This window comes from Proteiniphilum sp., assembly GCF_034331125.1.
Lineage (GTDB): Bacteria > Bacteroidota > Bacteroidia > Bacteroidales > Dysgonomonadaceae > Proteiniphilum > Proteiniphilum saccharofermentans.
This window is the reverse complement of sequence record NZ_JAXQGC010000046.1, coordinates 29,392-50,499: the sequence shown is the minus strand read 5'-3', so window position 1 is coordinate 50,499 and position 21,108 is coordinate 29,392. Positions and strand designations below refer to the sequence as shown.

At 46.2% G+C, this 21,108-nt stretch carries 17 protein-coding genes and 5 tRNA genes; 20 read left to right on the top strand and 2 right to left on the bottom strand.

Annotation, left to right across the window (positions count from 1 at the left end; genetic code table 11):
* Positions 1 to 49: 49 nt before the first annotated feature.
* Positions 50 to 448 (bottom strand): hypothetical protein, encoded by a 399-nt coding sequence (locus U2P89_RS11455; protein WP_322191460.1) that lies wholly within the window; start codon positions 446 to 448, stop codon positions 50 to 52.
* Between the two features lie 30 nt (positions 449 to 478).
* The gene (locus U2P89_RS11450) at positions 479 to 1,996 is read right to left on the bottom strand and encodes a DUF4301 family protein (protein WP_322191459.1); all 1,518 of its coding nucleotides are present in this window, start codon (positions 1,994 to 1,996) and stop codon (positions 479 to 481) included.
* 281 nt (positions 1,997 to 2,277) lie between these two features.
* Here U2P89_RS11450 and dnaK point away from each other — a divergent pair, with 281 nt between their 5' ends.
* The 20 genes from dnaK to rpoC all read left to right on the top strand — a co-directional run bounded on the left by dnaK (position 2,278) and on the right by rpoC (position 21,040).
* On the top strand, positions 2,278 to 4,188 hold the full coding sequence (dnaK, locus tag U2P89_RS11445; RefSeq protein ID WP_091907204.1) for a molecular chaperone DnaK: 1,911 nt from the start codon (positions 2,278 to 2,280) through the stop codon (positions 4,186 to 4,188).
* A gap of 64 nt (positions 4,189 to 4,252) precedes the next feature.
* The gene (locus U2P89_RS11440) at positions 4,253 to 4,480 is read left to right on the top strand and encodes a type IV toxin-antitoxin system AbiEi family antitoxin (protein WP_076931501.1); all 228 of its coding nucleotides are present in this window, start codon (positions 4,253 to 4,255) and stop codon (positions 4,478 to 4,480) included.
* A gap of 10 nt (positions 4,481 to 4,490) precedes the next feature.
* Positions 4,491 to 5,462, top strand: coding sequence for a 3-keto-disaccharide hydrolase (locus U2P89_RS11435; RefSeq protein ID WP_076931502.1), 972 nt, complete (start codon positions 4,491 to 4,493; stop codon positions 5,460 to 5,462).
* A 666-nt stretch (positions 5,463 to 6,128) separates the two neighbouring features.
* A complete protein-coding gene (rpsU, locus tag U2P89_RS11430; protein WP_076931504.1) occupies positions 6,129 to 6,320 on the top strand; it encodes a 30S ribosomal protein S21 in 192 nt (63 codons plus the stop codon).
* A 57-nt stretch (positions 6,321 to 6,377) separates the two neighbouring features.
* Complete coding sequence (locus U2P89_RS11425; RefSeq protein WP_076931505.1) at positions 6,378 to 7,268, top strand: tyrosine recombinase XerC; 891 nt, start codon at positions 6,378 to 6,380, stop codon at positions 7,266 to 7,268.
* A gap of 12 nt (positions 7,269 to 7,280) precedes the next feature.
* Positions 7,281 to 7,577: a ribosome hibernation-promoting factor, HPF/YfiA family gene (gene hpf, locus U2P89_RS11420; protein WP_076931507.1), complete on the top strand. Its 297-nt coding sequence runs from the start codon at positions 7,281 to 7,283 to the stop codon at positions 7,575 to 7,577.
* Positions 7,578 to 7,684: 107 nt separating this feature from the next.
* Positions 7,685 to 7,758: transfer RNA gene (locus tag U2P89_RS11415), tRNA-Thr, on the top strand.
* 24 nt (positions 7,759 to 7,782) lie between these two features.
* A tRNA-Tyr gene (locus U2P89_RS11410) sits at positions 7,783 to 7,865 on the top strand.
* 121 nt (positions 7,866 to 7,986) lie between these two features.
* Positions 7,987 to 8,059, top strand: a tRNA-Gly gene (locus tag U2P89_RS11405).
* A gap of 140 nt (positions 8,060 to 8,199) precedes the next feature.
* Positions 8,200 to 8,271 (top strand) — tRNA-Thr (locus U2P89_RS11400).
* A gap of 113 nt (positions 8,272 to 8,384) precedes the next feature.
* Entirely contained in the window at positions 8,385 to 9,572 is a 1,188-nt protein-coding gene (tuf, locus tag U2P89_RS11395; RefSeq protein ID WP_313381911.1) for an elongation factor Tu, read from the top strand.
* Positions 9,573 to 9,678: 106 nt separating this feature from the next.
* Positions 9,679 to 9,751, top strand: a tRNA-Trp gene (locus tag U2P89_RS11390).
* Positions 9,752 to 9,772: 21 nt separating this feature from the next.
* Positions 9,773 to 9,964, top strand: a complete 192-nt coding sequence (gene secE / locus U2P89_RS11385) for a preprotein translocase subunit SecE (protein ID WP_019538911.1) — start codon at positions 9,773 to 9,775, stop codon at positions 9,962 to 9,964.
* 23 nt (positions 9,965 to 9,987) lie between these two features.
* A complete protein-coding gene (gene nusG, locus U2P89_RS11380) occupies positions 9,988 to 10,530 on the top strand; it encodes a transcription termination/antitermination protein NusG (protein ID WP_076931510.1) in 543 nt (180 codons plus the stop codon).
* 75 nt (positions 10,531 to 10,605) lie between these two features.
* The gene (rplK, locus tag U2P89_RS11375; RefSeq protein WP_076931511.1) at positions 10,606 to 11,055 is read left to right on the top strand and encodes a 50S ribosomal protein L11; all 450 of its coding nucleotides are present in this window, start codon (positions 10,606 to 10,608) and stop codon (positions 11,053 to 11,055) included.
* 15 nt (positions 11,056 to 11,070) lie between these two features.
* Positions 11,071 to 11,772 (top strand): 50S ribosomal protein L1, encoded by a 702-nt coding sequence (gene rplA, locus U2P89_RS11370; protein ID WP_092025155.1) that lies wholly within the window; start codon positions 11,071 to 11,073, stop codon positions 11,770 to 11,772.
* Between the two features lie 17 nt (positions 11,773 to 11,789).
* A complete protein-coding gene (rplJ, locus tag U2P89_RS11365; RefSeq protein ID WP_076931513.1) occupies positions 11,790 to 12,302 on the top strand; it encodes a 50S ribosomal protein L10 in 513 nt (170 codons plus the stop codon).
* A 90-nt stretch (positions 12,303 to 12,392) separates the two neighbouring features.
* Entirely contained in the window at positions 12,393 to 12,770 is a 378-nt protein-coding gene (gene rplL / locus U2P89_RS11360) for a 50S ribosomal protein L7/L12 (RefSeq protein ID WP_091907198.1), read from the top strand.
* A gap of 96 nt (positions 12,771 to 12,866) precedes the next feature.
* Positions 12,867 to 16,679, top strand: a complete 3,813-nt coding sequence (gene rpoB / locus U2P89_RS11355) for a DNA-directed RNA polymerase subunit beta (protein ID WP_322191458.1) — start codon at positions 12,867 to 12,869, stop codon at positions 16,677 to 16,679.
* An 80-nt stretch (positions 16,680 to 16,759) separates the two neighbouring features.
* Complete coding sequence (rpoC, locus tag U2P89_RS11350) at positions 16,760 to 21,040, top strand: DNA-directed RNA polymerase subunit beta' (protein WP_322191457.1); 4,281 nt, start codon at positions 16,760 to 16,762, stop codon at positions 21,038 to 21,040.
* Positions 21,041 to 21,108: the final 68 nt, after the last annotated feature.

The following is a 21,108-nucleotide window of genomic DNA, read 5'->3' as shown; positions in this document are numbered from 1 at the left end:
CCGGTATTACGATATCCCACTCATTCTTTTTCCTTATAAAAGCGGATAGTTATTCCCTGCGAAAAATATACGCATTCGAGAGATGTCCCATCGTTAAAAACAGAAGGTTTCCCCTCAGTTCAAACGAAGCGGCCTCCTCTTTATCCAAAATAAAAACGCCTTGTCTTACCGAGAGGTCATACCGGTAAATATACATGGTTTCTTCTTCTCCTGACGTGATCTCGAATTGAGTCCTTTCTTCAAATTCATGCAGAGAAATCACCGTCTCCTCATCTCGGAAATGAAGGCGTACAGTATAGATATAACCGGTACCATCCTCCCTTGTTTCAGATTCAATATATTTCCATCTTGTACCCTGTAACGAAGGCAGATTTTGTGCCAACGGTTCATAGTCGCATGAAAAGAAAGCAACTAAAAAAAAAAAAAGAATGAAACCAGGCTTATGCATACAGCGGGATTGATTATCGTAAAACGAATCCTATTGGTGTTCCGGCCGCAACAAGTCATTCACGGTCTTCACCGGATTGAAAGTGGAAACGGGTACCTCTACAAAAATGGTGTTCCAGTCACTCATAGCTCCATTCCATAATCCGGGCAGTTCCAGCGCTTTCAACTCTTTTCCGTTTTTCGATTTATAGGAGATAAATCCGGTATTCCGATCGATAAATTTTGTCAGATTGTATTTGTTTCCATGATTACACTTCACACCGCACACCACATCCACAGGATTAAAATGGGAACCGTTCCTGAATGCCTCCATGGCAACAGGATCATCCTTATCAATCTGGGAACTCTCCAATATCTGGAGTGAAACCGTTCCGTCGGGATTGACGGCAATAAAAGGCCCCCCACCCGGTTCGCCCTGGTTTTTCACCATTCCACAAACACGGAATGGCCGGTCGAGTTTTCTCCTCAGATATTGCTTCATCTCATTTTCAGAAGCAAACGCCCCTGGATGGGAGATCAGCAGTTCATCCTCGGTAAAAGCCAGCATCTCTACCAACTCTTTTGCAGTGGCTTCTCCCGATTCCAGCCGGTTCAGATAAGCATGGGTGCGTTGCTGCATGGTGACAAGGATACCTGCCAACAACTTTTTATATCGTGCTTCATTCTCCTTCAGCCTGTCAGGAACCACATTGTCGATATTCTTGATAAAAATCACATCGGAATCGATATCGTTCAGGTTTTCAATCAGCGCACCATGGCCACCGGGACGAAATAGCAATGAGCCGTCTTCATTCCTGAAAGGTTGATTACTCATATCCGCGGCGATAGTATCAGTACTCGGTTTCTGGATACTATACGACACCGAGAAGGTAGCACCCAGTTTGAATTCGTAATTCAATTTCCTGGCTGCCACCAGCAGTTCAAACATCTCTTTATGTTCTGCCGACACGGTAAAATGCACGTTCACCTCTCCCGTTTTATTCTTGGCATAGTATGTCCCTTCGGTAAGATGTTCTCCCACCGGGGTACGGTTCCCCTCAGGATATTTATGGAAAAGAAGCAGTCCCTTGGGCAAGCTCCCATATTCCATTCCTCCAGCATCGAGCAATGCAGAAACTACATCTTTATATCGTCCTTCTTGACACAATGTCGCGATATCTTTGGCAAATAAATCTTTACATGTCTCATCAAGCGAACCGAAAAATGCAAACTGCTGTATCTTATCAAAGAATTCCTTCTCAAACGGTGTGGTCGGCACATCATAATCAGCATCCCAAAAGGCAAACAAATCCTTAAACATACGGCTGGCAGCCCCGGAAGCCGGTACAAATTTTGTCACTCTCTTTCCACTATTCAGGAAATCCTGCCAGGCATCCAGGTAGACTTTTTCATCTTCTTCTCCTACTTTCATGATCCCCTTCCCTACGGAAGCTGCAGAAACGATAGAAAGATAAGGAAATCCGGTAGCGAAATAATTCAGTTGCGTATCGATTTGATCCTGAGTGATCCCTTTTTCACGCAGTAATTCCAGGTCTTGTTGTGTATACATAGTGCTTGGGTTTAGAATTGTAATATTTACGACCAGCCCCTTTGCAAGGGCTATCTTTTAAACTTTATTCACCAAAGGTAGATATTATTTCTCAAAAAGAAGATTACTTAAACTATAAAATTAAACCGTCATATTGGCAGAAATATCCCAGCCTCGAAAATTTGGCATAACATTTGAAAAAGAAATAATGAGTCAAAAAAGAACCGGTGATGGACGGCGGATTTTTGAACAACAGATTAAAACAGAAAGAAAAAAGAAAACAAATATAATAACAACAAATTATGGGAAAAATAATAGGAATAGACTTAGGGACAACCAATTCGTGTGTTTCCGTTATGGAAGGCAACGAACCCGTTGTAATCCCAAATAATGAAGGAAAACGGACTACACCATCGGTGGTGGCCTTTATGGATAATGGTGAACGTAAGGTAGGTGATCCTGCCAAACGTCAGGCCATTACCAATCCCCACAATACAATTTCTTCCATCAAGACATTCATGGGAGAGACTTTCGACCAGGTACAGAAAGAGATCGGGCGTGTACCTTATAAAGTAGTAAGAGGTGACAACAATACCCCGCGTGTGGATATCAACGGACATCTTTACACGCCACAGGAAATTTCCGCCATCATTTTGCAGAAGATGAAAAAGACCGCCGAAGACTATCTCGGACAGGAAGTAAAAGAAGCAGTAATCACCGTTCCTGCCTACTTTAGCGATGCACAACGCCAGGCTACCAAAGAAGCCGGTGAAATTGCAGGACTCACTGTTCGTCGTATCGTTAACGAGCCGACAGCCGCCGCATTGGCTTACGGACTCGACAAACAGAACAAAGACTCCAAAGTGGCCGTATTCGACCTCGGTGGTGGTACTTTCGATATCTCCATCCTCGAACTGGGTGACGGTGTTTTCGAGGTGAAATCGACCAATGGTGATACCCATCTTGGTGGTGACGACTTCGACCATCGTATCATCGACTGGCTGGCAGACGAGTTTATGAAAGATGAAGGCGTGGATCTCCGCAAAGACCCGATGGCGTTACAACGTCTGAAAGAAGCTGCAGAAAAGGCGAAGATTGAACTCTCAAGTGCGACCAGTACAGAAATCAACCTGCCTTACATCATGCCGGTGAATGGTATTCCAAAACACTTGGTAAAAACCCTTTCACGTGCTAAATTCGAACAGCTGATCGACGACCTGTTGCAGAAATGTAAACAGCCCTGCTTGACAGCGATGAAGGATGCAGGAATGAGCAATTCCGATATCAATGAAGTAATCCTTGTGGGTGGTTCAACCCGTATCCCGGCCGTACAGGATATGGTAGAAAAACTGTTCGGCAAGAAACCGCATAAGGGAGTAAACCCTGATGAAGTGGTTGCTATTGGTGCAGCTATTCAGGGAGCCGTGTTGACAGGAGAAATAAAAGATGTACTTCTGCTCGACGTAACCCCGCTTTCACTTGGTATTGAAACGCTGGGTGGCGTGATGACAAAGCTGATCGACGCTAACACCACAATCCCGACGAAGAAGAGCGAGACATTCTCGACTGCGGCTGACAACCAACCCTCCGTACAGATCAATGTATTGCAGGGTGAACGCTCCATGGCACGCGACAACAAACAGATCGGCGTATTCAACCTTGACGGTATACCGCCTGCACCGCGTGGAGTACCTCAGATCGAAGTGACCTTCGATATCGATGCCAACGGTATTCTGAGCGTTTCCGCCAAGGACAAGGCTACCGGTAAAGAGCAGAAGATCCGTATCGAAGCCTCTTCAGGACTGAGTGAAGATGAGATCAAACGGATGAAAGAGGAAGCTGCTGCCAATGCCGAAGCCGACAGGAAAGAGAAGGAACGCATCGACAAGCTGAACCATGCGGACTCACTGATCTTCCAGACTGAAAAACAGTTAACGGACTTGGGCGACAAGATACCTGCCGACAAGAAAGCGCCGATTGAAGCAGCCCTCACCAAACTGAAGGAAGCCCACAAAGCGCAGAACCTCGAAGGTATCGACGCTGCCACCACCGAATTGAACACAGCTTTCCAGGCAGCATCACAGGATATGTACAATGCTACCAACGCCCAGGCCGGCCCGCAACCAGGCGCCAACGCAGGATCACAGTCGCAAGATAACAACCAACCGAACGACGACAACGTCACCGACGTAGATTTTGAAGAGGTCAAGTAAGACCCATCAAGATAGATAATCAAATATTTTCAAACCGCAGTAAACGTATGATTTACTGCGGTTTTTGTTTTCAGACTTAATACTTAAATACTCCAGTTGTTTTATAATACAGATAAAACAAAAAAATACTGTATCTCCCTTGCTGGTATATGCTGACTTAATGGGGAGTGGAGACAGCAGAAATATAGAAACCGCTGAAATAATACTGAACAATAAGTTACAATCTCACCCTTTTTACCGAATAATTGCCGGAAACTTATTAACTTTACGGGATACAATACATACACTATAAAACAGAAAATATGAAGTTCAAAAGATTATTACCAGTAATATGTTTGGCTGCCAGCAGTTGTATGATTGCCGTTTCCGGTTATGCACAGGTGACCCCGGCGGAAGCCGGTAGTGTGGATGGCGGAACATTGGTGGGCAGATGGGATATCACCGTCGATCAAGGTGGAAAACAGAGACCTTCGTGGTTGGAAGTAGAAATATCGGGTTTTGAAACCCTGGTCGGACGATTTGTCGCGACGGGTGGAAGCGCACGTCCGATTTCCAAAATCCATTTCGACAATGGGAAATTCAATTTCGCCATTCCGCCACAATGGGAGCGAAGCAATAACGATTTACGTGTAGAAGGTACCGTAACGAAAGACCGGATTGAAGGTATCATCCACGAAGTCAATGGGAAGAAACATCCCTTTACGGGTGTTCCGGCACCTCGGCTGACCGGAAAGAAAGATGTGGAATGGGGTGAGCCAATACAATTGTTCAACGGTAAGGATCTGGATGGCTGGAAGACTTCCGGAAAGAAAAATCAGTGGATAATAAAGGATGGAGTGCTGATAAGTCCGGAATCTGGCTCCAACCTGATTTCCAAACAGGAGTTTACCGATTTCAAGTTGCATGTCGAGTTCAAGTACGACAAGAATAGTAATAGCGGGGTTTACCTGCGCGGTCGTTACGAAGTGCAGATCCTCGACAATGCCCCTACTGATCATCCCAACAGCCATTCATTCGGTGGCGTGTACGGATTCCTTACACCAAGTGAAATGGCAGCCAAAGGCCCCGGCGAATGGCAAACATACGACATTACACTGATCGGGCGAATGGTGACGATTGTAGCCAATGGAATCACCATTATCAGTAATCAGGAAATTCCCGGCATAACGGGTGGGGCCATCGACAGTAACGAGGCTGAGCCGGGACCGATTTATTTTCAGGGAGACCATGGCCCCATACAGTTCCGCAATATAGTGATCACACCCGCCAAATAATCCCGTTTCTCGTTTATGGCCCGGGAGCTATTACCCTCCTTCACTAAACAGAAAAGATTAGAACCGGAGAACAGATAAAGTATGACTTTTTCATGTTCTTCGGCTTTTTTGTTTTTCACAAACTGTGCACATCGTATAGTTTGGTCTTATTCTGAAAATCATAAAGACAAAAGAAAAATAACCCATTTCTATCCTCGTATAATTACCTACGGCTTACCTTTTGAGAAATGCGATAGTCTTGTAAAAAAACTATCACGTAGATCATTGATATTTATATTTTTATTATTACCTTTGCAGCCCGAAACAGAGAGGAGGTTATTGTACAACCGGAAACAGAGCAAAGAAGAAATAAAAATTTGCAGTGCTGGGGACTGAAGTTTGAACAGGAAGCAAGTATACGGGCGGTGATGAGAATTAAGGGTCCAGTCCGGTATGCAGGAAATACTGACCGCTGAAGCCGCAGTTATTTCGTTAAGCTAAATGAGCAGAGTCAAGCCTGCTTGAATGTTTTCGATAAGCGAGTACAGAGTAAAAACAAGTTTTTCCTCTGTCGAGTGTAGAAAACAACTAAGTATACTTGGATTATGCCATAGCGAGAATTGAAAACCAAGGAACTTGTGACTCAAATAGTCCAATTTTATTGAAATAATTAAACAAACAACAAATATGATAGTAGTACAATTAAAAGAGGGCGAAAATATTGAAAGGGCCCTGAAGAAATTCAAACGTAAATACGAGAAAACCGGAGTTGTAAAAGAACTGCGTAGCCGTCAGGCATTCATCAAACCTTCGGTACAGAAACGCAAACGTAAACAACACGCCGTTTATGTGCAGCAAATGCAACAAAACGAAGAATAAATTTTCGGATTTCAAAAAATTTTCTTTACTTTCGTAGTTCATCGACGGACTAACGAAATGTGGAAAGAAAAATTCATACAATATCTCCGTGTTGAGAAGAACTACTCTTCCCACACGGAGATTTCTTATTTGGATGACCTCACTCAGTTTGAGGATTTTATCACTGAGGGAAACAGCACATTCGATCCAACGCGCATCGATAGCGACGATATCCGTGTATGGATGAGCCATCTCATGGAACAAGGGATAAAACCGCGCTCTGTAAACAGAAAACTCAGTGCGGTAAAATCTTTTTTCCGGTACCTGAAAAAAAAAGGTGTAATCATACAAAATCCTGCCGAAGCGGTCACAGGGCCAAAGGTAGCTAAAAAGCTCCCCTCATTTGTGAATGATCCGGAGATGACAAAAGTGATCGATGATCCACTGGGATATTCCGATGATTTCCGGGGACACCGCGACCGCTTCCTGGTCGAGCTACTCTACCTGACCGGCATGCGCCGGGCGGAACTGATAGCCCTGAAGGATACCGACATAGATTTCGGAGCATGCACATTAAGGGTAACAGGAAAACGCAATAAACAACGTATCATTCCTTTTTCCAATTCCACAAAGGAAAAACTGAAAGAATATATCGCTGCCAGGGATGCAGATATAGAGAACAAATCCCCTTTTCTGTTTGTTAAGGAAGATGGAGACCCCCTATATCCTAAACTTGTATACAATGTCATTCACAATCACCTCAACAGCATCCCGACCTTGGCTAAAAAAAGCCCGCACGTATTGCGCCATTCTTTTGCCACTGAAATGCTGAACAATGGTGCCGAAATCAATGCTGTAAAGGAATTACTGGGGCATTCCAGCCTCGCATCTACAGAAGTCTATACACATGTTACTTTTGAAGAATTGAAAAAAGCATATCAATACGCTCATCCCAGAGCAAAAAAATGAAGGAGGAAAAGTATGGAACTGACAATTCAATCTGTAAATTTTGACGCGACCGATCAACTCAAAGCGTTTGTGGAGAAAAAAATCAAAAAGCTGGAACGATTCTCCGATGATATCATCCTGGCAGAAGTGATCCTGAAAGTAGTAAAACCGGAGACTGCAAAGAACAAAGATGCAGCCGTAAAATTGAAACTCAGACATAGTGAGGCATTTGCCAACAAAATAGCCGACACCTTCGAAGAAGCTATAGACTTATGCGTTGTGGCAATCGAAAAACAGATTTTCAAAACCAAAGAAAAAAAGGAGAGATAAGGCCAAAAATTTCAGACAAAAGTTTTGGCATCAAAAAAAATATCACTACCTTTGCGACCGTTTCTCTCTTAAAATATGGAGAGAAGCGGTTAAATTCAAGAATATAAGCCTCTTTAGCTCAGTTGGCCAGAGCACGTGATTTGTAATCTCGGGGTCGTTGGTTCGAATCCGACAAGAGGCTCGAAAAGATAAAAAAAGAAATGTTGGGCAGTTACCAGAGTGGCCAAATGGGGCTGACTGTAACTCAGCTGGCTTACGCCTTCGGTGGTTCGAATCCATCACTGCCCACCCGATTTGATGTGATAATTTGATGATGAGTTGATTTAATCAACAAATCTGCATTACCTGTTCCGATTTATCGGAATCTACAAATCATCAATATTTGTCCCGGTTCATCGGGATCAATATTGCGGAAGTAGCTCAGTTGATAGAGCATTAGCCTTCCAAGCTGAGGGTCGCGGGTTTGAGTCCCGTCTTCCGCTCTTAATGAAAGAGAGCACAATCTGGTTCGTGGCAAATTATCCCGGTATCACCGGAAAGTCCCGTCCTCTGGCTCTGAAGCGTGCAAGAACCTCCAATCGGGAGGGAATCCCGATACTTATCGGGGAATTACGCTCTTTCCGCCTATGTAGCTCAGTGGTAGAGCACTTCCTTGGTAAGGAAGAGGTCGCGGGTTCAATTCCCGCCATCGGCTCAAAACAGATAGATCAACGAATTTCAAGAAAAGGCTTATTGTCCTGTCTCTTGCGTTTTACTGTTTATTACAATGCATATATAATTTATTTAAACTAATTAATAGTATATTTTATGGCAAAAGAACATTTTTCCCGGACGAAACCGCATGTGAACATCGGTACAATCGGCCACGTTGACCACGGTAAAACCACTTTGACGGCTGCTATCACAACCGTTTTAGCAAAAAAAGGTTTCTCTGAAGTACGTTCGTTCGATTCCATCGACAACGCTCCCGAAGAAAAGGAAAGAGGTATCACCATTAATACTTCTCACGTTGAATATGAAACTGCAAACCGTCACTATGCACACGTTGACTGCCCCGGCCACGCTGACTATGTGAAGAACATGGTTACCGGTGCTGCCCAGATGGACGGTGCTATCATCGTAGTTGCTGCAACCGACGGCCCGATGCCCCAGACACGTGAACACATTCTTTTGGCACGTCAGGTAAACGTTCCCAAGCTGGTTGTCTTCATGAACAAAGTGGACTTGGTAGACGACGAAGAAATGTTGGAACTGGTTGAAATGGAAGTAAGGGAACTTCTTTCATTCTATAATTTCGATGGGGACAATACGCCCGTTATCCAGGGATCTGCTCTCGGTGGATTGAATGGAGACCCCAAATGGGAAGAAAAAATTATGGAGCTGATGGATGCCGTTGACACATGGATCCCGCTGCCTCCGCGCGATGTGGATAAACCGTTCCTTATGCCGGTAGAAGACGTATTCTCGATCACTGGTCGTGGTACAGTTGCTACAGGCCGTATCGAAACAGGTATCATCAAAACAGGAGAAGAAGTACAGATCATTGGTCTCGGTGCAGAAGGCAAGAAGTCGGTTGTCACCGGAGTGGAAATGTTCCGTAAGATCCTTGACGAAGGACAGGCTGGTGATAACGTAGGTCTGTTGCTCCGTGGTATCGACAAAGACGAAATCAAACGCGGTATGGTGATCTCTCACCCCGGAAAAGTGAAACCTCACTCTAAATTCAAAGCCGAGGTGTATATCCTGAAGAAAGAAGAAGGCGGTCGCCACACTCCTTTCCATAATAAATACCGTCCGCAGTTCTACATCCGTACACTCGACGTAACCGGAGAAATCCAGTTGCCCGAAGGAGTAGAAATGGTAATGCCTGGTGATAACGTAACCATTGAGGTAGACCTGATCTATCCCGTAGCATGTCACGTAGGTCTCCGCTTCGCTATCCGTGAAGGTGGACGTACCGTAGGTGCCGGACAGATCACCGAATTACTGGATTAATACGCTCACTCCGACTCTTTCCGGAGAATAAAGTCGGAGAGTAAATATTAAAACCCTGCCTGCAATGTCCTTACCTTGCTAGGAAAGGAATAGGCAGGGTTTATATACGGGTCTAGCTCAGTTGGTAGAGCACTGGTCTCCAAAACCAGGTGTCGGGAGTTCGAGTCTCTCGACCCGTGCTAAAAAACTATCCGAATTAAATGAAAAAAATAGTTGCATATCTCAGTGATTCCTACAATGAATTGGTTCATAAGGTATCCTGGCCATCCAGAGAAGAACTCTCCGGCAGCACGGTAATTGTATTGATTGCTTCCCTTATAATTGCCCTGATAGTGTTCGGAATGGATTCTCTGTTTGAGTGGATATTAAAGCTTCTCTACGGTATTTTATAAAATCTGAAAGAAAGAGACTAACTATGACTGATGAGAGAAAAAAATGGTACGTACTGCGTTCCGTTAGTGGAAAAGAAAATAAAGTCAAAGAGTATCTTGAATCAGAGATGAAGAAGACCGATCTGGGGAAGTATATTTCTCAGGTTCTCATCCCCACAGAAAAGACTTACTCAATACGCAACGGAAAGAAAGTGATGAAAGAACGCGCTTATCTTCCCGGCTATGTGCTTATTGAAGCAGAGCTGACGGGTGAGGTAATTCACGAACTAAAGAATATCAATTATGTTGCCGGCTTTCTACCCAACACAACTGATCCCCAACCTTTGCGGGAGTCGGAAGTAAAACGGATCCTCGGAACGATGGACGAGTTGGAAGAGGCAGGCGACGAAATGGATACCAAATACTACGTAGGCGAAAGCGTGAAAGTGATCGGAGGTCCTTTCAGCAGTTTCTCCGGTGTGGTAGAAGAGGTGAATGAAGAGAGGAAGAAACTCAAGGTGATGGTGAAAATTTTCGGAAGAAAACAACTCCTCGAGTTGGGTTATATGCAAGTAGAGAAAGAATAATCAGATATTTGGTTACGCAGATTCTGTAAATTCTTTAAAGTGTTTCGAAAACCCCAATTTATTAAAATCAAAAAAATGGCTAAAGAAGTTGCCGGACAACTAAAATTACAAATCAAAGGAGGAGCTGCAAATCCATCTCCCCCGGTAGGACCCGCATTGGGTTCCAAAGGGATCAACATTATGGAGTTTTGCAAGCAATTCAATGCCAGAACTCAGGACAAAGCCGGAAAAGTGTTGCCAGTGGTAATCACTTATTATACCGACAAGTCTTTTGATTTTATTGTTAAAACTCCACCGGTTGCGATTCAGCTTTTAGAAGTCAGCAAACAAAAGGGCGGTTCAGCAGAACCTAACCGTAAGAAAATTGCGGAAGTTACCTGGGAACAGGTAAAGGCAATTGCTGAGGAAAAAATGCCCGATTTAAACTGCTTCACACTTGAATCAGCGATGCGGATGGTAGCCGGAACGGCTCGGAGCATGGGTATCGCAGTCAAAGGGGATTTCCCGGAAAATATCACCAATTAAAACTTCAATTGAGACATGGGTAAACTGACAAAAAATCAAAAGTTGGCTTTAAGCAAGATTGAAGAGGGAAAGACCTATTCACTAAAAGAAGCTGCAGCACTGGTGAAGGAAATTACCACCACCAAGTTCGATGCTTCTGTAGATATCGATGTACGCCTCGGCGTAGATCCGCGTAAAGCTAACCAGATGGTGAGAGGGGTTGTATCCCTTCCTCACGGAACAGGTAAACAAGTAAGAGTTCTTGTATTGTGCTCTCCAGAAGCTGAAGCCGCTGCCAAAGAGGCCGGCGCAGACTATGTGGGACTCGATGAATATATCGAAAAGATTAAAGGTGGTTGGACCGATGTGGATGTAATCATCACACAACCGCAGATCATGGGTAAGATTGGTGCCCTCGGCCGTATTTTAGGGCCACGGGGACTGATGCCAAATCCCAAGAGCGGTACTGTTACCCCCGACGTGGCGAAAGCCGTGAAAGAGGTAAAACAAGGGAAAATCGACTTTAAGGTAGACAAAGCCGGTATTATTCACACCTCTATTGGAAAAGTATCTTTCACGCCCGAACAGATTCGAGACAACGCAAAAGAATTTATCCAAACGTTGATCAAATTAAAACCGACCGCGGCAAAAGGTACCTATATCAAGAGTATTTATCTTTCCAGTACGATGAGTCCGGGTATTAAAGTGGACACCAAATCGGCAGATGAATCCAACTAAAAAAGTGAGAAGATCGTATGAAAAAGGAAGATAAAAAACAGATAATAGAGCAGATAGCCGCTAATCTCCAGGAGTATGAAAACTTCTACCTTACTGACATCGCTACACTCAATGCAGCGAAGACAAGTAACTTAAGAAGGGAGTGTTCCAAACAGGGGATCAAGCTGGTAGTGGTGAAGAATACCCTTTTGCAGAAAGCATTCGAATCGCTCGACAGGGATTATAGTGAACTGTATCCTATTTTGAAGGGAAATACAGCCATTATGTTCTCCAACGTGGCGAATTCTCCGGCCAAGCTTATTGATAAATACAAAGCCGATAAAATTCCGGCTTTGAAAGGTGCTTACGTGCAAGAAAGCTTCTTCGTTGGAGCAGATACCTTGCAAAATTTGGTGAACATCAAGAGCAAGACGGAGTTGATCGGAGATGTGATCGCACTGTTGCAATCACCTGCAAAGAACGTTATTTCCGCACTTCAATCCGGTGGCAACACTATCCACGGAGTATTGAAAACATTGTCGGAAAGATAACTGTCCAGTCAGGCTATTTATGCCCGACGAAGATGGTTGAATTTAATTTTACAACAAACAGAATTAGTAATCAATTAAACAAATACAACAATGGCAGACTTAAAAAAATTTGCTGAAGACTTGGTTAACCTGACTGTAAAAGAGGTTAATGAACTGGCTGAAATTTTAAAAACCGAATACGGTATTGAACCGGCAGCCGCAGCTGTTGCCGTTGCTGCAGGCCCCGCCGCAGCTGGTGAAGCCGCTGCAGAGGAAAAAACAGAATTCGATGTAATCCTCAAGAGCGCAGGTGCAGCAAAATTAGCTGTAGTTAAAGCAGTTAAAGAACTCACCGGACTTGGTTTGAAAGAAGCCAAAGACTTGGTAGACGGAGCTCCCAGCGAATTGAAAAAAGGTGTAACAAAAGACGAAGCAGACGCTTTGAAAAAACAACTTGAAGAGGCTGGAGCAGAAGTTGAACTTAAATAACATTTACCTAATTTAGGTTAATATGGTTAGGAATCTTCTATCGGAAGATTCTTAACCTTTTGTGTCAATATATAGTAGGTTCAAAAACTCACATCCATGTCTTCAAATAACGCCAATCAAAGAATCAATTTCGCGTCGATTAAAAATCCGCTTGATTTTCCCGATTTTCTGGAGGTACAGTTAAAATCGTTTCAGGATTTCCTTCAACTCGACGCCCCCCCCGAAAGTAGAAAGAATGAAGGATTGTATAAGGTTTTCACGGAGAATTTCCCCATTGCAGATACCCGAAACAACTTCGTCCTTGAATTTTTAGATTACTATGTTGATCCTCCGCGCTATACCATCGACGAGTGTATAGACAGAGGGCTCACCTACAGTGTCCCGCTGAAGGCAAAGTTGTATCTATATTGTACCGATCCCGACCACGAAGATTTTACTCCTGTCATCCAGGATGTATATCTCGGTACTATTCCCTATATGACCGAAAAAGGTACGTTCGTCATCAACGGCGCCGAGCGCGTAATTGTTTCACAATTGCACCGCTCTCCCGGCGTATTCTTCGGCCAGAGCCTCCACGCGAACGGTACAGTGCTTTATTCTGCCCGTATCATTCCGTTCAAGGGATCATGGATTGAATTCGCCACGGACATCAATAATGTGATGTATGCCTATATCGACCGGAAAAAGAAATTACCGGTCACCACACTGCTACGTGCCATAGGCTTCGAAAGCGACAAGGATATCCTTGAGATCTTTGACCTGGCTGAAGAGGTAAAAGTGAATAAAGCAAACCTCAAAAAAGTGCTGGGGCGCAAGTTAGCCGCCCGCGTACTGAAATCATGGATGGAAGATTTTGTCGATGAAGATACCGGTGAGGTAACCTCCATCGAAAGGAACGAGGTGATCATTGAGCGTGAAACTGTGCTGGAACAGGAGCATATCGACGATATCCTCGAATCGGGTGTCGCCTCTATCCTTTTGCACAAAGAAACGGCCAACACCTCCGACTATTCCATTATTTACAATACATTACAGAAAGACCCGAGTAATACGGAAATCGATGCCATCCGTCACATCTACCGTCAGCTGAGAAGTGCGGAACCGGCCGATGACGCCAGTGCACGGGAGGTAATCAACAATCTCTTTTTCTCGGAGAAAAGATATGACCTGGGCGACGTGGGCCGCTACAGGATCAACAAAAAACTGAATCTCGATATCGATGTCGATACACGTGTCCTCACCAAAGAAGACATGATTGAGATCATCAAATACCTTATCGAGCTTGTCAACTCCAAAGCCGTGGTGGACGATATCGACCACCTCAGCAACCGGCGTGTACGCACGGTAGGGGAACAGTTGTATACCCAGTTTGGAGTAGGTCTGAACCGTATGGCACGTATCATCCGTGAAAGAATGAATGTGCGTGACAACGAAGTTTTCACCCCGATCGACCTGATCAACGCGAAAACCATTTCGTCGGTCATCAATACATTTTTTGGGACCAATGCATTGTCGCAGTTCATGGACCAGACCAACCCGCTGGCTGAGATCACCCATAAACGCCGTCTCTCGGCGCTCGGACCGGGTGGACTTTCGCGTGAACGTGCCGGATTTGAGGTACGCGACGTGCACTTCACCCACTACGGCCGTCTTTGTCCGATAGAAACACCTGAAGGACCGAATATCGGGCTTATCTCCTCGCTCTGTGTCTACGCAAAGATCAACGATCTTGGATTTATAGAAACGCCTTACCGCAAGGTAGAGAACGCAGTGGTGAATATCAACAACGACGAAGTCATCTATCTTGCCGCCGAAGAGGAGGAAGACAAGCTGATCGCGCAGGGAAATGCACCACTCGACGACAAGGGCCACTTCATCAACCCGCGTGTGAAAGCAAGACAGGATGCCGACTATCCCGTGATCGCCCCAGAAGAGGTGGAACTGATGGATGTGTCGCCCATGCAGATCGCGTCTATCGCGGCTTCGCTGATCCCGTTCCTTGAACACGACGATGCCAACCGTGCATTGATGGGATCGAACATGATGCGCCAGGCCGTTCCGTTGATGAGAACCGAATCTCCTATCGTAGGTACAGGTATCGAAGGACAGGTCATCAAAGACTCGCGTACCCAGATCATGGCTGAAGGAAGTGGGGAAATCCTCTATGTAGATGCCACTACCATCAAAATAAAATATGACAGGACAGAAGAAGAGGAATTTACCAGCTTCGAAGATGCTGTAAAGACTTATAATATCCCTAAATTCCGGAAGACTAACCAGAATACTACCGTAGATCTGCGTCCTATATGTAAAGTAGGGCAAAGGGTAAAAGCCGGGGAAATCCTTACAGAAGGATATGCCACGCAAAACGGAGAACTGGCACTGGGCCGCAACCTGAAAGTGGCATTCATGCCGTGGAAAGGTTACAACTTCGAGGATGCCATTGTATTGAACGAACGGCTGGTAAGCGAAGATATCTTCACCTCTATCCATGTGGAAGAATTCTCGCTTGAGGTACGTGAAACCAAACGGGGGATGGAAGAGCTCACTTCCGATATTCCCAACGTAAGTGAAGAGGCTACCAAAGACCTCGATGAAAGGGGGATTGTCCGTGTGGGAGCACGCATCAAACCGGGAGATATCCTGATCGGTAAGATTACCCCGAAAGGTGAATCCGATCCCTCACCCGAAGAAAAATTGCTCCGCGCTATCTTTGGTGACAAGGCGGGTGATGTGAAAGATGCCTCACTGAAAGCATCTCCTTCGCTCAAAGGTGTAGTTATTCATACCAACCTCTTCTCGAAAGCATCCAAGAAAGGAAAAACCAAACTTTCCAGCAAAGCGCTTCTTCCCAAACTCGACGAAGAGTATGAACTCAAAATGGAAGAGTTGAAGAAAGTGCTTATCAATAAGTTACTTGCACTCACCGAAGGCAGAACCTCTGTGGGAGTGAAAGACTATACCAATATGGATATTGTTCCCAAAGGAGCAAAATTCACACACAAGGTGCTCGCCGAGATCGATTACCAATCGATCCAATTGAACAAATGGACGGCTGATGCTCAAAAGAATGAGCAGATCCGTACTACGGTAATCAACTACCTGCACCGCTACAAGGAACTGGATGCAGAATTGAAACGGAAACGTTTCGACTTTACCATTGGTGATGAGCTTCCTTCGGGAATCATGCAGATCGCCAAAGTATATGTGGCGAAAAAGCGGAAGATACAGGTAGGAGACAAAATGGCAGGACGTCACGGTAACAAGGGTATCGTTTCCAGGATCGTACGTCAGGAAGACATGCCTTTCCTTGCCGACGGAACACCCGTAGATATCGTGCTGAACCCGCTGGGTGTGCCTTCACGTATGAACCTCGGACAGATATTCGAGACCGTACTTGGATGGGCCGGACAGGAACTGGGAGTGAAATTTGCTACTCCTATCTTCGACGGAGCATCGCTCGACGACCTGAACACCTGGACAGATAAGGCCAAGGTACCGGCATACGGTAAGAGCTATCTCTACGACGGTGGTACCGGTGAGCGTTTCGACCAACCCGCAACCGTGGGTATCATCTATATGCTCAAACTCGGCCACATGGTGGAAGACAAGATGCATGCCCGTTCTATTGGTCCCTACTCGCTTATCACACAACAGCCGTTGGGCGGTAAAGCACAGTTTGGGGGTCAACGTTTCGGAGAGATGGAGGTTTGGGCGCTCGAAGCATTCGGTGCGGCACATATCCTTCAGGAAATACTCACCGTCAAATCAGACGATGTGGTAGGCCGCTCCAAAGCGTATGAAGCCATCGTGAAAGGTGAGCCGATGCCACAGCCCGGAATCCCCGAATCGTTGAACGTATTGCTCCACGAGTTGCGAGGACTGGGTCTTAACGTCAGTCTCGACTAATCGACAATAATTTAATCCCGATAAATCGGGATTGAATTATTAGCAAATTAAACAAAATAATTCTTTATACTGATTAGTATATGGCATTTAGAAAAGAGAACAAAATAAAGAGTAACTTCTCAAAAATTACTATTGGGCTGGCGTCGCCTGAACAGGTTCTGGAGAATTCTTTCGGCGAAGTGTTAAAACCCGAGACCATCAACTACCGCACTTATAAACCCGAACGCGACGGTCTGTTCTGTGAGCGGATTTTCGGGCCTGTAAAAGACTATGAATGTCACTGCGGAAAGTACAAACGTATCCGCTATAAAGGTATTGTCTGCGACCGATGCGGCGTGGAAGTTACCGAGAAAAAAGTACGTCGCGAACGTACAGGACATATCCATCTGGTGGTTCCGGTGGCTCACATATGGTATTTCAGGTCATTACCCAATAAAATAGGGTATCTCCTGGGAATCCCGACCAAGAAACTAGACTCCATTATCTATTATGAAAGATATGTGGTGATTCAACCCGGTGCATTGGGAGACCAGGTAGCAGAGAGGGATCTCCTTACCGAAGATGAATACCTCCAGTTGCTGGATACGCTGCCCAAAGAAAACCAATTGCTTGAGGATAGCGATCCTAACAAATTCATCGCAAAGATGGGGGCAGAAGCCATCCTCGAGTTGTTAGAGAGGATCAACCTCGATAAGCTGTCCCACCAACTCCGCCACCGTGCAAGCACTGATACCTCACAACAGCGCAAGAATGAAGCGTTGAAACAGTTGCAGGTGGTAGAAGCTTTCCGTGGATCGAAGAATATCAACAAGCCGGAATGGATGATCATGAAAGTGATCCCCGTCATTCCGCCCGATCTGCGTCCGTTAGTGCCGCTGGATGGTGGCCGTTTCGCCACGTCCGACCTGAACGACCTCTACCGTCGTGTGATTATCCGTAACAACCGTCTGAAACGTCTTATCGACATCAAGGCTCCGGATGTGATCCTGCGTAACGAAAAACGGATGTTGCAGGAAGCGGTAGACTCGCTGTTCGACAACTCACGTAAGTCGAGTGCCATCAAGACCGAATCGAACCGTCCGTTGAAATCACTCTCTGACAGTTTGAAAGGGAAACAGGGGCGTTTCCGCCAGAACCTGCTCGGTAAGCGTGTGGATTACTCGGCCCGTTCGGTAATCGTCGTAGGGCCCGAACTCAAAATGCATGAATGCGGACTGCCAAAAGATATGGCGGCCGAACTCTATAAACCGTTTATCATCCGTAAGCTCATCGAGAGAGGTATCGTCAAGACCGTGAAATCTGCCAAGAAGATCGTGGACAGGAAAGAACCGGTAGTATATGATATCTTAGAGTATGTGATGAAAGGCCACCCGGTACTGCTGAACCGCGCCCCTACCCTCCACCGTCTGGGTATTCAGGCGTTCCAGCCTAAGCTGATCGAGGGTAAAGCCATCCAGTTACATCCGCTCGCCTGTACGGCCTTCAATGCCGACTTTGACGGCGACCAGATGGCAGTCCACCTGCCACTCGGCAACGAGGCTATCCTCGAAGCACAATTGCTGATGCTGGCATCACATAACATTCTCAACCCCGCCAACGGGGCACCTATCACCGTGCCTTCACAGGACATGGTACTCGGATTGTATTACATTACCAAGATCCGTCCCGGCGCAAAAGGGGAAGGCATGACCTTCTACGGCGAAGAAGAAGCCATTATCGCCTATAACGAAGGTGCAGTAGATGTACACGCTTTGGTGAAAGTGATCGTGGATGACATCGATGAAGAAGGCAACCCTATCCGCAAGATGCACGAAACCAGTGTGGGACGTGTAATCACCAACGAAGCCATCCCTAAAGAGGTAGGATATATCAACGAACTGCTTTCCAAGAAATCGCTCCGCGATATCATCGGGAAGGTGATCAAGACTTGCGGTGTAGCCCGTACAGCCCAGTATCTCGACGATATCAAAGACCTTGGCTATTACATGGCATTCAAGGGAGGACTCTCATTCAACCTTGAAGATGTGATCATCCCGGCAGAAAAAGAAAAGCTTATCGCTGAGGGATATGCCGAAGTGGAACAGATCATGGATAACTACAATATGGGTTTCATCACCTATAACGAACGTTACAACCAGATCATCGACACCTGGACGCATATCAACTCCAAGCTTTCGAATATCCTGATGAAACAACTTGCCGAAGACGATCAGGGATTCAACTCGGTATATATGATGCTCGACTCGGGCGCCCGTGGTTCGCGCGAACAGATCCGCCAGCTGTCGGGTATGCGTGGATTGATGGCGAAACCGCAAAAGAGCGGCGCTGAAGGAGCACAGATCATCGAGAACCCCATCCTCGCGAACTTCAAAGAGGGATTGTCGGTGCTCGAATACTTCATCTCTACCCACGGTGCCCGTAAGGGTCTTGCCGATACTGCGTTGAAGACAGCCGATGCCGGGTACCTCACCCGTCGTCTGGTAGACGTGTCGCAGGATGTGATCATCACCGAAGAAGATTGTGGTACGTTGCGTGGCCTGGTTGCTACCGCTATCAAGAATAATGACGAGGTGATCGCCTCACTCTACGAGCGTATTTTAGGACGCGTATCGGTGCACGATGTGCAGCACCCCAACACTGGGGAGATCATTGTGAACGCAGGGGAAGAGATCACCGAAGATATAGCGAAGAAAATCGAAGAATCGCCTATTGAACGGGTAGAGATCCGTTCGGTACTCACCTGCGAATCATCGCACGGTGTCTGCGCGAAGTGTTACGGAAGAAACCTTGCTACAGGTAGAATGGTACAAAGAGGCGAAGCAGTAGGAGTTATCGCTGCCCAGTCCATCGGCGAACCGGGAACACAGCTTACGCTGCGTACGTTCCACGTGGGAGGTATCGCTTCTAACATCGCTACAGAAAACAGTGTCGTAACCAAGTACGACGGTACCCTCGAGTTCGACGAACTCCGTTACGTAGAGACCACTGATGCCGAAGGCAAGCCTTACAAAGTGGTGGTTAGCCGATTGGTGGAAATGCGTATTATAGACCTCAACACCAAAATCGTGCTGCTGGCCCACAACGTCCCCTACGGTTCGAAACTCTATTTCAACCAGGGTGACAAAGTGACGAAAGGTGACCTGATCTGCGAATGGGATCCGTTCAATGCAGTCATCGTTTCCGAAGCGTCCGGAAAGATCCGGTTCGAAAGTTTCACCGAAAATATCACCTATAAGGTTGAGTCTGATGAACAGACCGGTTTGAAGGAAAAGGTAATTATCGAATCGCGAGATAAGACCAGAGCACCATCGGCACATATCGTGGATGAAAACGACGATATCCTGCGTACCTACACCTTGCCGCTTGGATCCCACATCGTAAAGAACGAGGGAGACCAGATCAAAGCAGGTGATGTGCTGGTGAAGATACCGCGCGCTGTAGGTAAAGCCGGTGACATTACGGGAGGTCTTCCACGTGTGACCGAGCTGTTCGAAGCACGTAACCCGTCGAATCCCGCGGTAGTTGCGGAGATCGACGGTGAAGTATCTTTCGGCAAGATCAAACGTGGTAACCAGGAGATTTCTGTCACCTCCAAGACAGGAGAAGTGAAGAAATACATGGTGCCGCTCTCCAAACAGATATTGGTACAGGAAAACGACTATGTACGTGCAGGGATGCCGCTCTCCGACGGAGCCATCACCCCGTCGGATATTCTGGCTATCAAGGGGCCGACTGCGGTACAGGAATATATCGTGAACGAAGTTCAGGATGTTTACCGTCTGCAAGGTGTGAAGATCAACGACAAGCACTTTGAAGTGATTGTTCGCCAGATGATGCGTAAGGTAGAAGTGGTGGATCCGGGAGATACCCGCTTCCTCGAACAGCAGCTGGTGGACAAGAACGAGATGATGGAAGAGAACGACCGCATCTGGGGCAAGAAAGTGATTGTCAGTGCCGGTGATTCCCAACTGTTCGAACCGGGACAGATCGTTACCGCTCGCAAGCTGCGCGACGAAAACAGTTCGCTGAAACGTCGCGACCTGAAACCGGTAGAAGCACGCGATGCCGTTCCTGCTACTGCCAACCAGGTGTTGCAGGGAATTACCCGCGCAGCACTCCAGACGACCAGCTTTATGTCGGCCGCTTCGTTCCAGGAAACTACCAAGGTATTGAACGACGCCGCCATCAACGGCAAGACCGACACACTCGATGGTTTGAAGGAAAACGTGATCTGCGGACATCTTATCCCTGCCGGAACCGGCCAGAGGGAATTCGACAAACTGGTAGTCGGCTCACGCGAAGACTTCGAAAAACTGAGTGCCAACAAACGTGTAAATCTGTTCCAGGAGGCTACTGAATAAACACCTCTTCGGAAACAATCATATTAAAACCCGTGCCGGGATTCCGGCACGGGTTTTTATTTGAATCA

Excerpts from the sequence above, each read along its gene's own strand:
- rplK (WP_076931511.1), top strand. The coding sequence starts at position 10,606 with ATGGCTAAAGAAGTTGCCGGACAACTAAAATTACAAATCAAAGGAGGA.
- rplA (WP_092025155.1), top strand. The coding sequence starts at position 11,071 with ATGGGTAAACTGACAAAAAATCAAAAGTTGGCTTTAAGCAAGATTGAA.
- secE (WP_019538911.1), top strand. The coding sequence starts at position 9,773 with ATGAAAAAAATAGTTGCATATCTCAGTGATTCCTACAATGAATTGGTT.
- U2P89_RS11450 (WP_322191459.1), bottom strand. The coding sequence starts at position 1,996 with ATGTATACACAACAAGACCTGGAATTACTGCGTGAAAAAGGGATCACT.
- dnaK (WP_091907204.1), top strand. The coding sequence starts at position 2,278 with ATGGGAAAAATAATAGGAATAGACTTAGGGACAACCAATTCGTGTGTT.
- rplL (WP_091907198.1), top strand. The coding sequence starts at position 12,393 with ATGGCAGACTTAAAAAAATTTGCTGAAGACTTGGTTAACCTGACTGTA.
- tuf (WP_313381911.1), top strand. The coding sequence starts at position 8,385 with ATGGCAAAAGAACATTTTTCCCGGACGAAACCGCATGTGAACATCGGT.
- rplJ (WP_076931513.1), top strand. The coding sequence starts at position 11,790 with ATGAAAAAGGAAGATAAAAAACAGATAATAGAGCAGATAGCCGCTAAT.
- rpoB (WP_322191458.1), top strand. The coding sequence starts at position 12,867 with ATGTCTTCAAATAACGCCAATCAAAGAATCAATTTCGCGTCGATTAAA.
- U2P89_RS11455 (WP_322191460.1), bottom strand. The coding sequence starts at position 448 with ATGCATAAGCCTGGTTTCATTCTTTTTTTTTTTTTAGTTGCTTTCTTT.
- nusG (WP_076931510.1), top strand. The coding sequence starts at position 9,988 with ATGACTGATGAGAGAAAAAAATGGTACGTACTGCGTTCCGTTAGTGGA.
- hpf (WP_076931507.1), top strand. The coding sequence starts at position 7,281 with ATGGAACTGACAATTCAATCTGTAAATTTTGACGCGACCGATCAACTC.
- rpoC (WP_322191457.1), top strand. The coding sequence starts at position 16,760 with ATGGCATTTAGAAAAGAGAACAAAATAAAGAGTAACTTCTCAAAAATT.
- U2P89_RS11435 (WP_076931502.1), top strand. The coding sequence starts at position 4,491 with ATGAAGTTCAAAAGATTATTACCAGTAATATGTTTGGCTGCCAGCAGT.
- rpsU (WP_076931504.1), top strand. The coding sequence starts at position 6,129 with ATGATAGTAGTACAATTAAAAGAGGGCGAAAATATTGAAAGGGCCCTG.
- U2P89_RS11425 (WP_076931505.1), top strand. The coding sequence starts at position 6,378 with ATGTGGAAAGAAAAATTCATACAATATCTCCGTGTTGAGAAGAACTAC.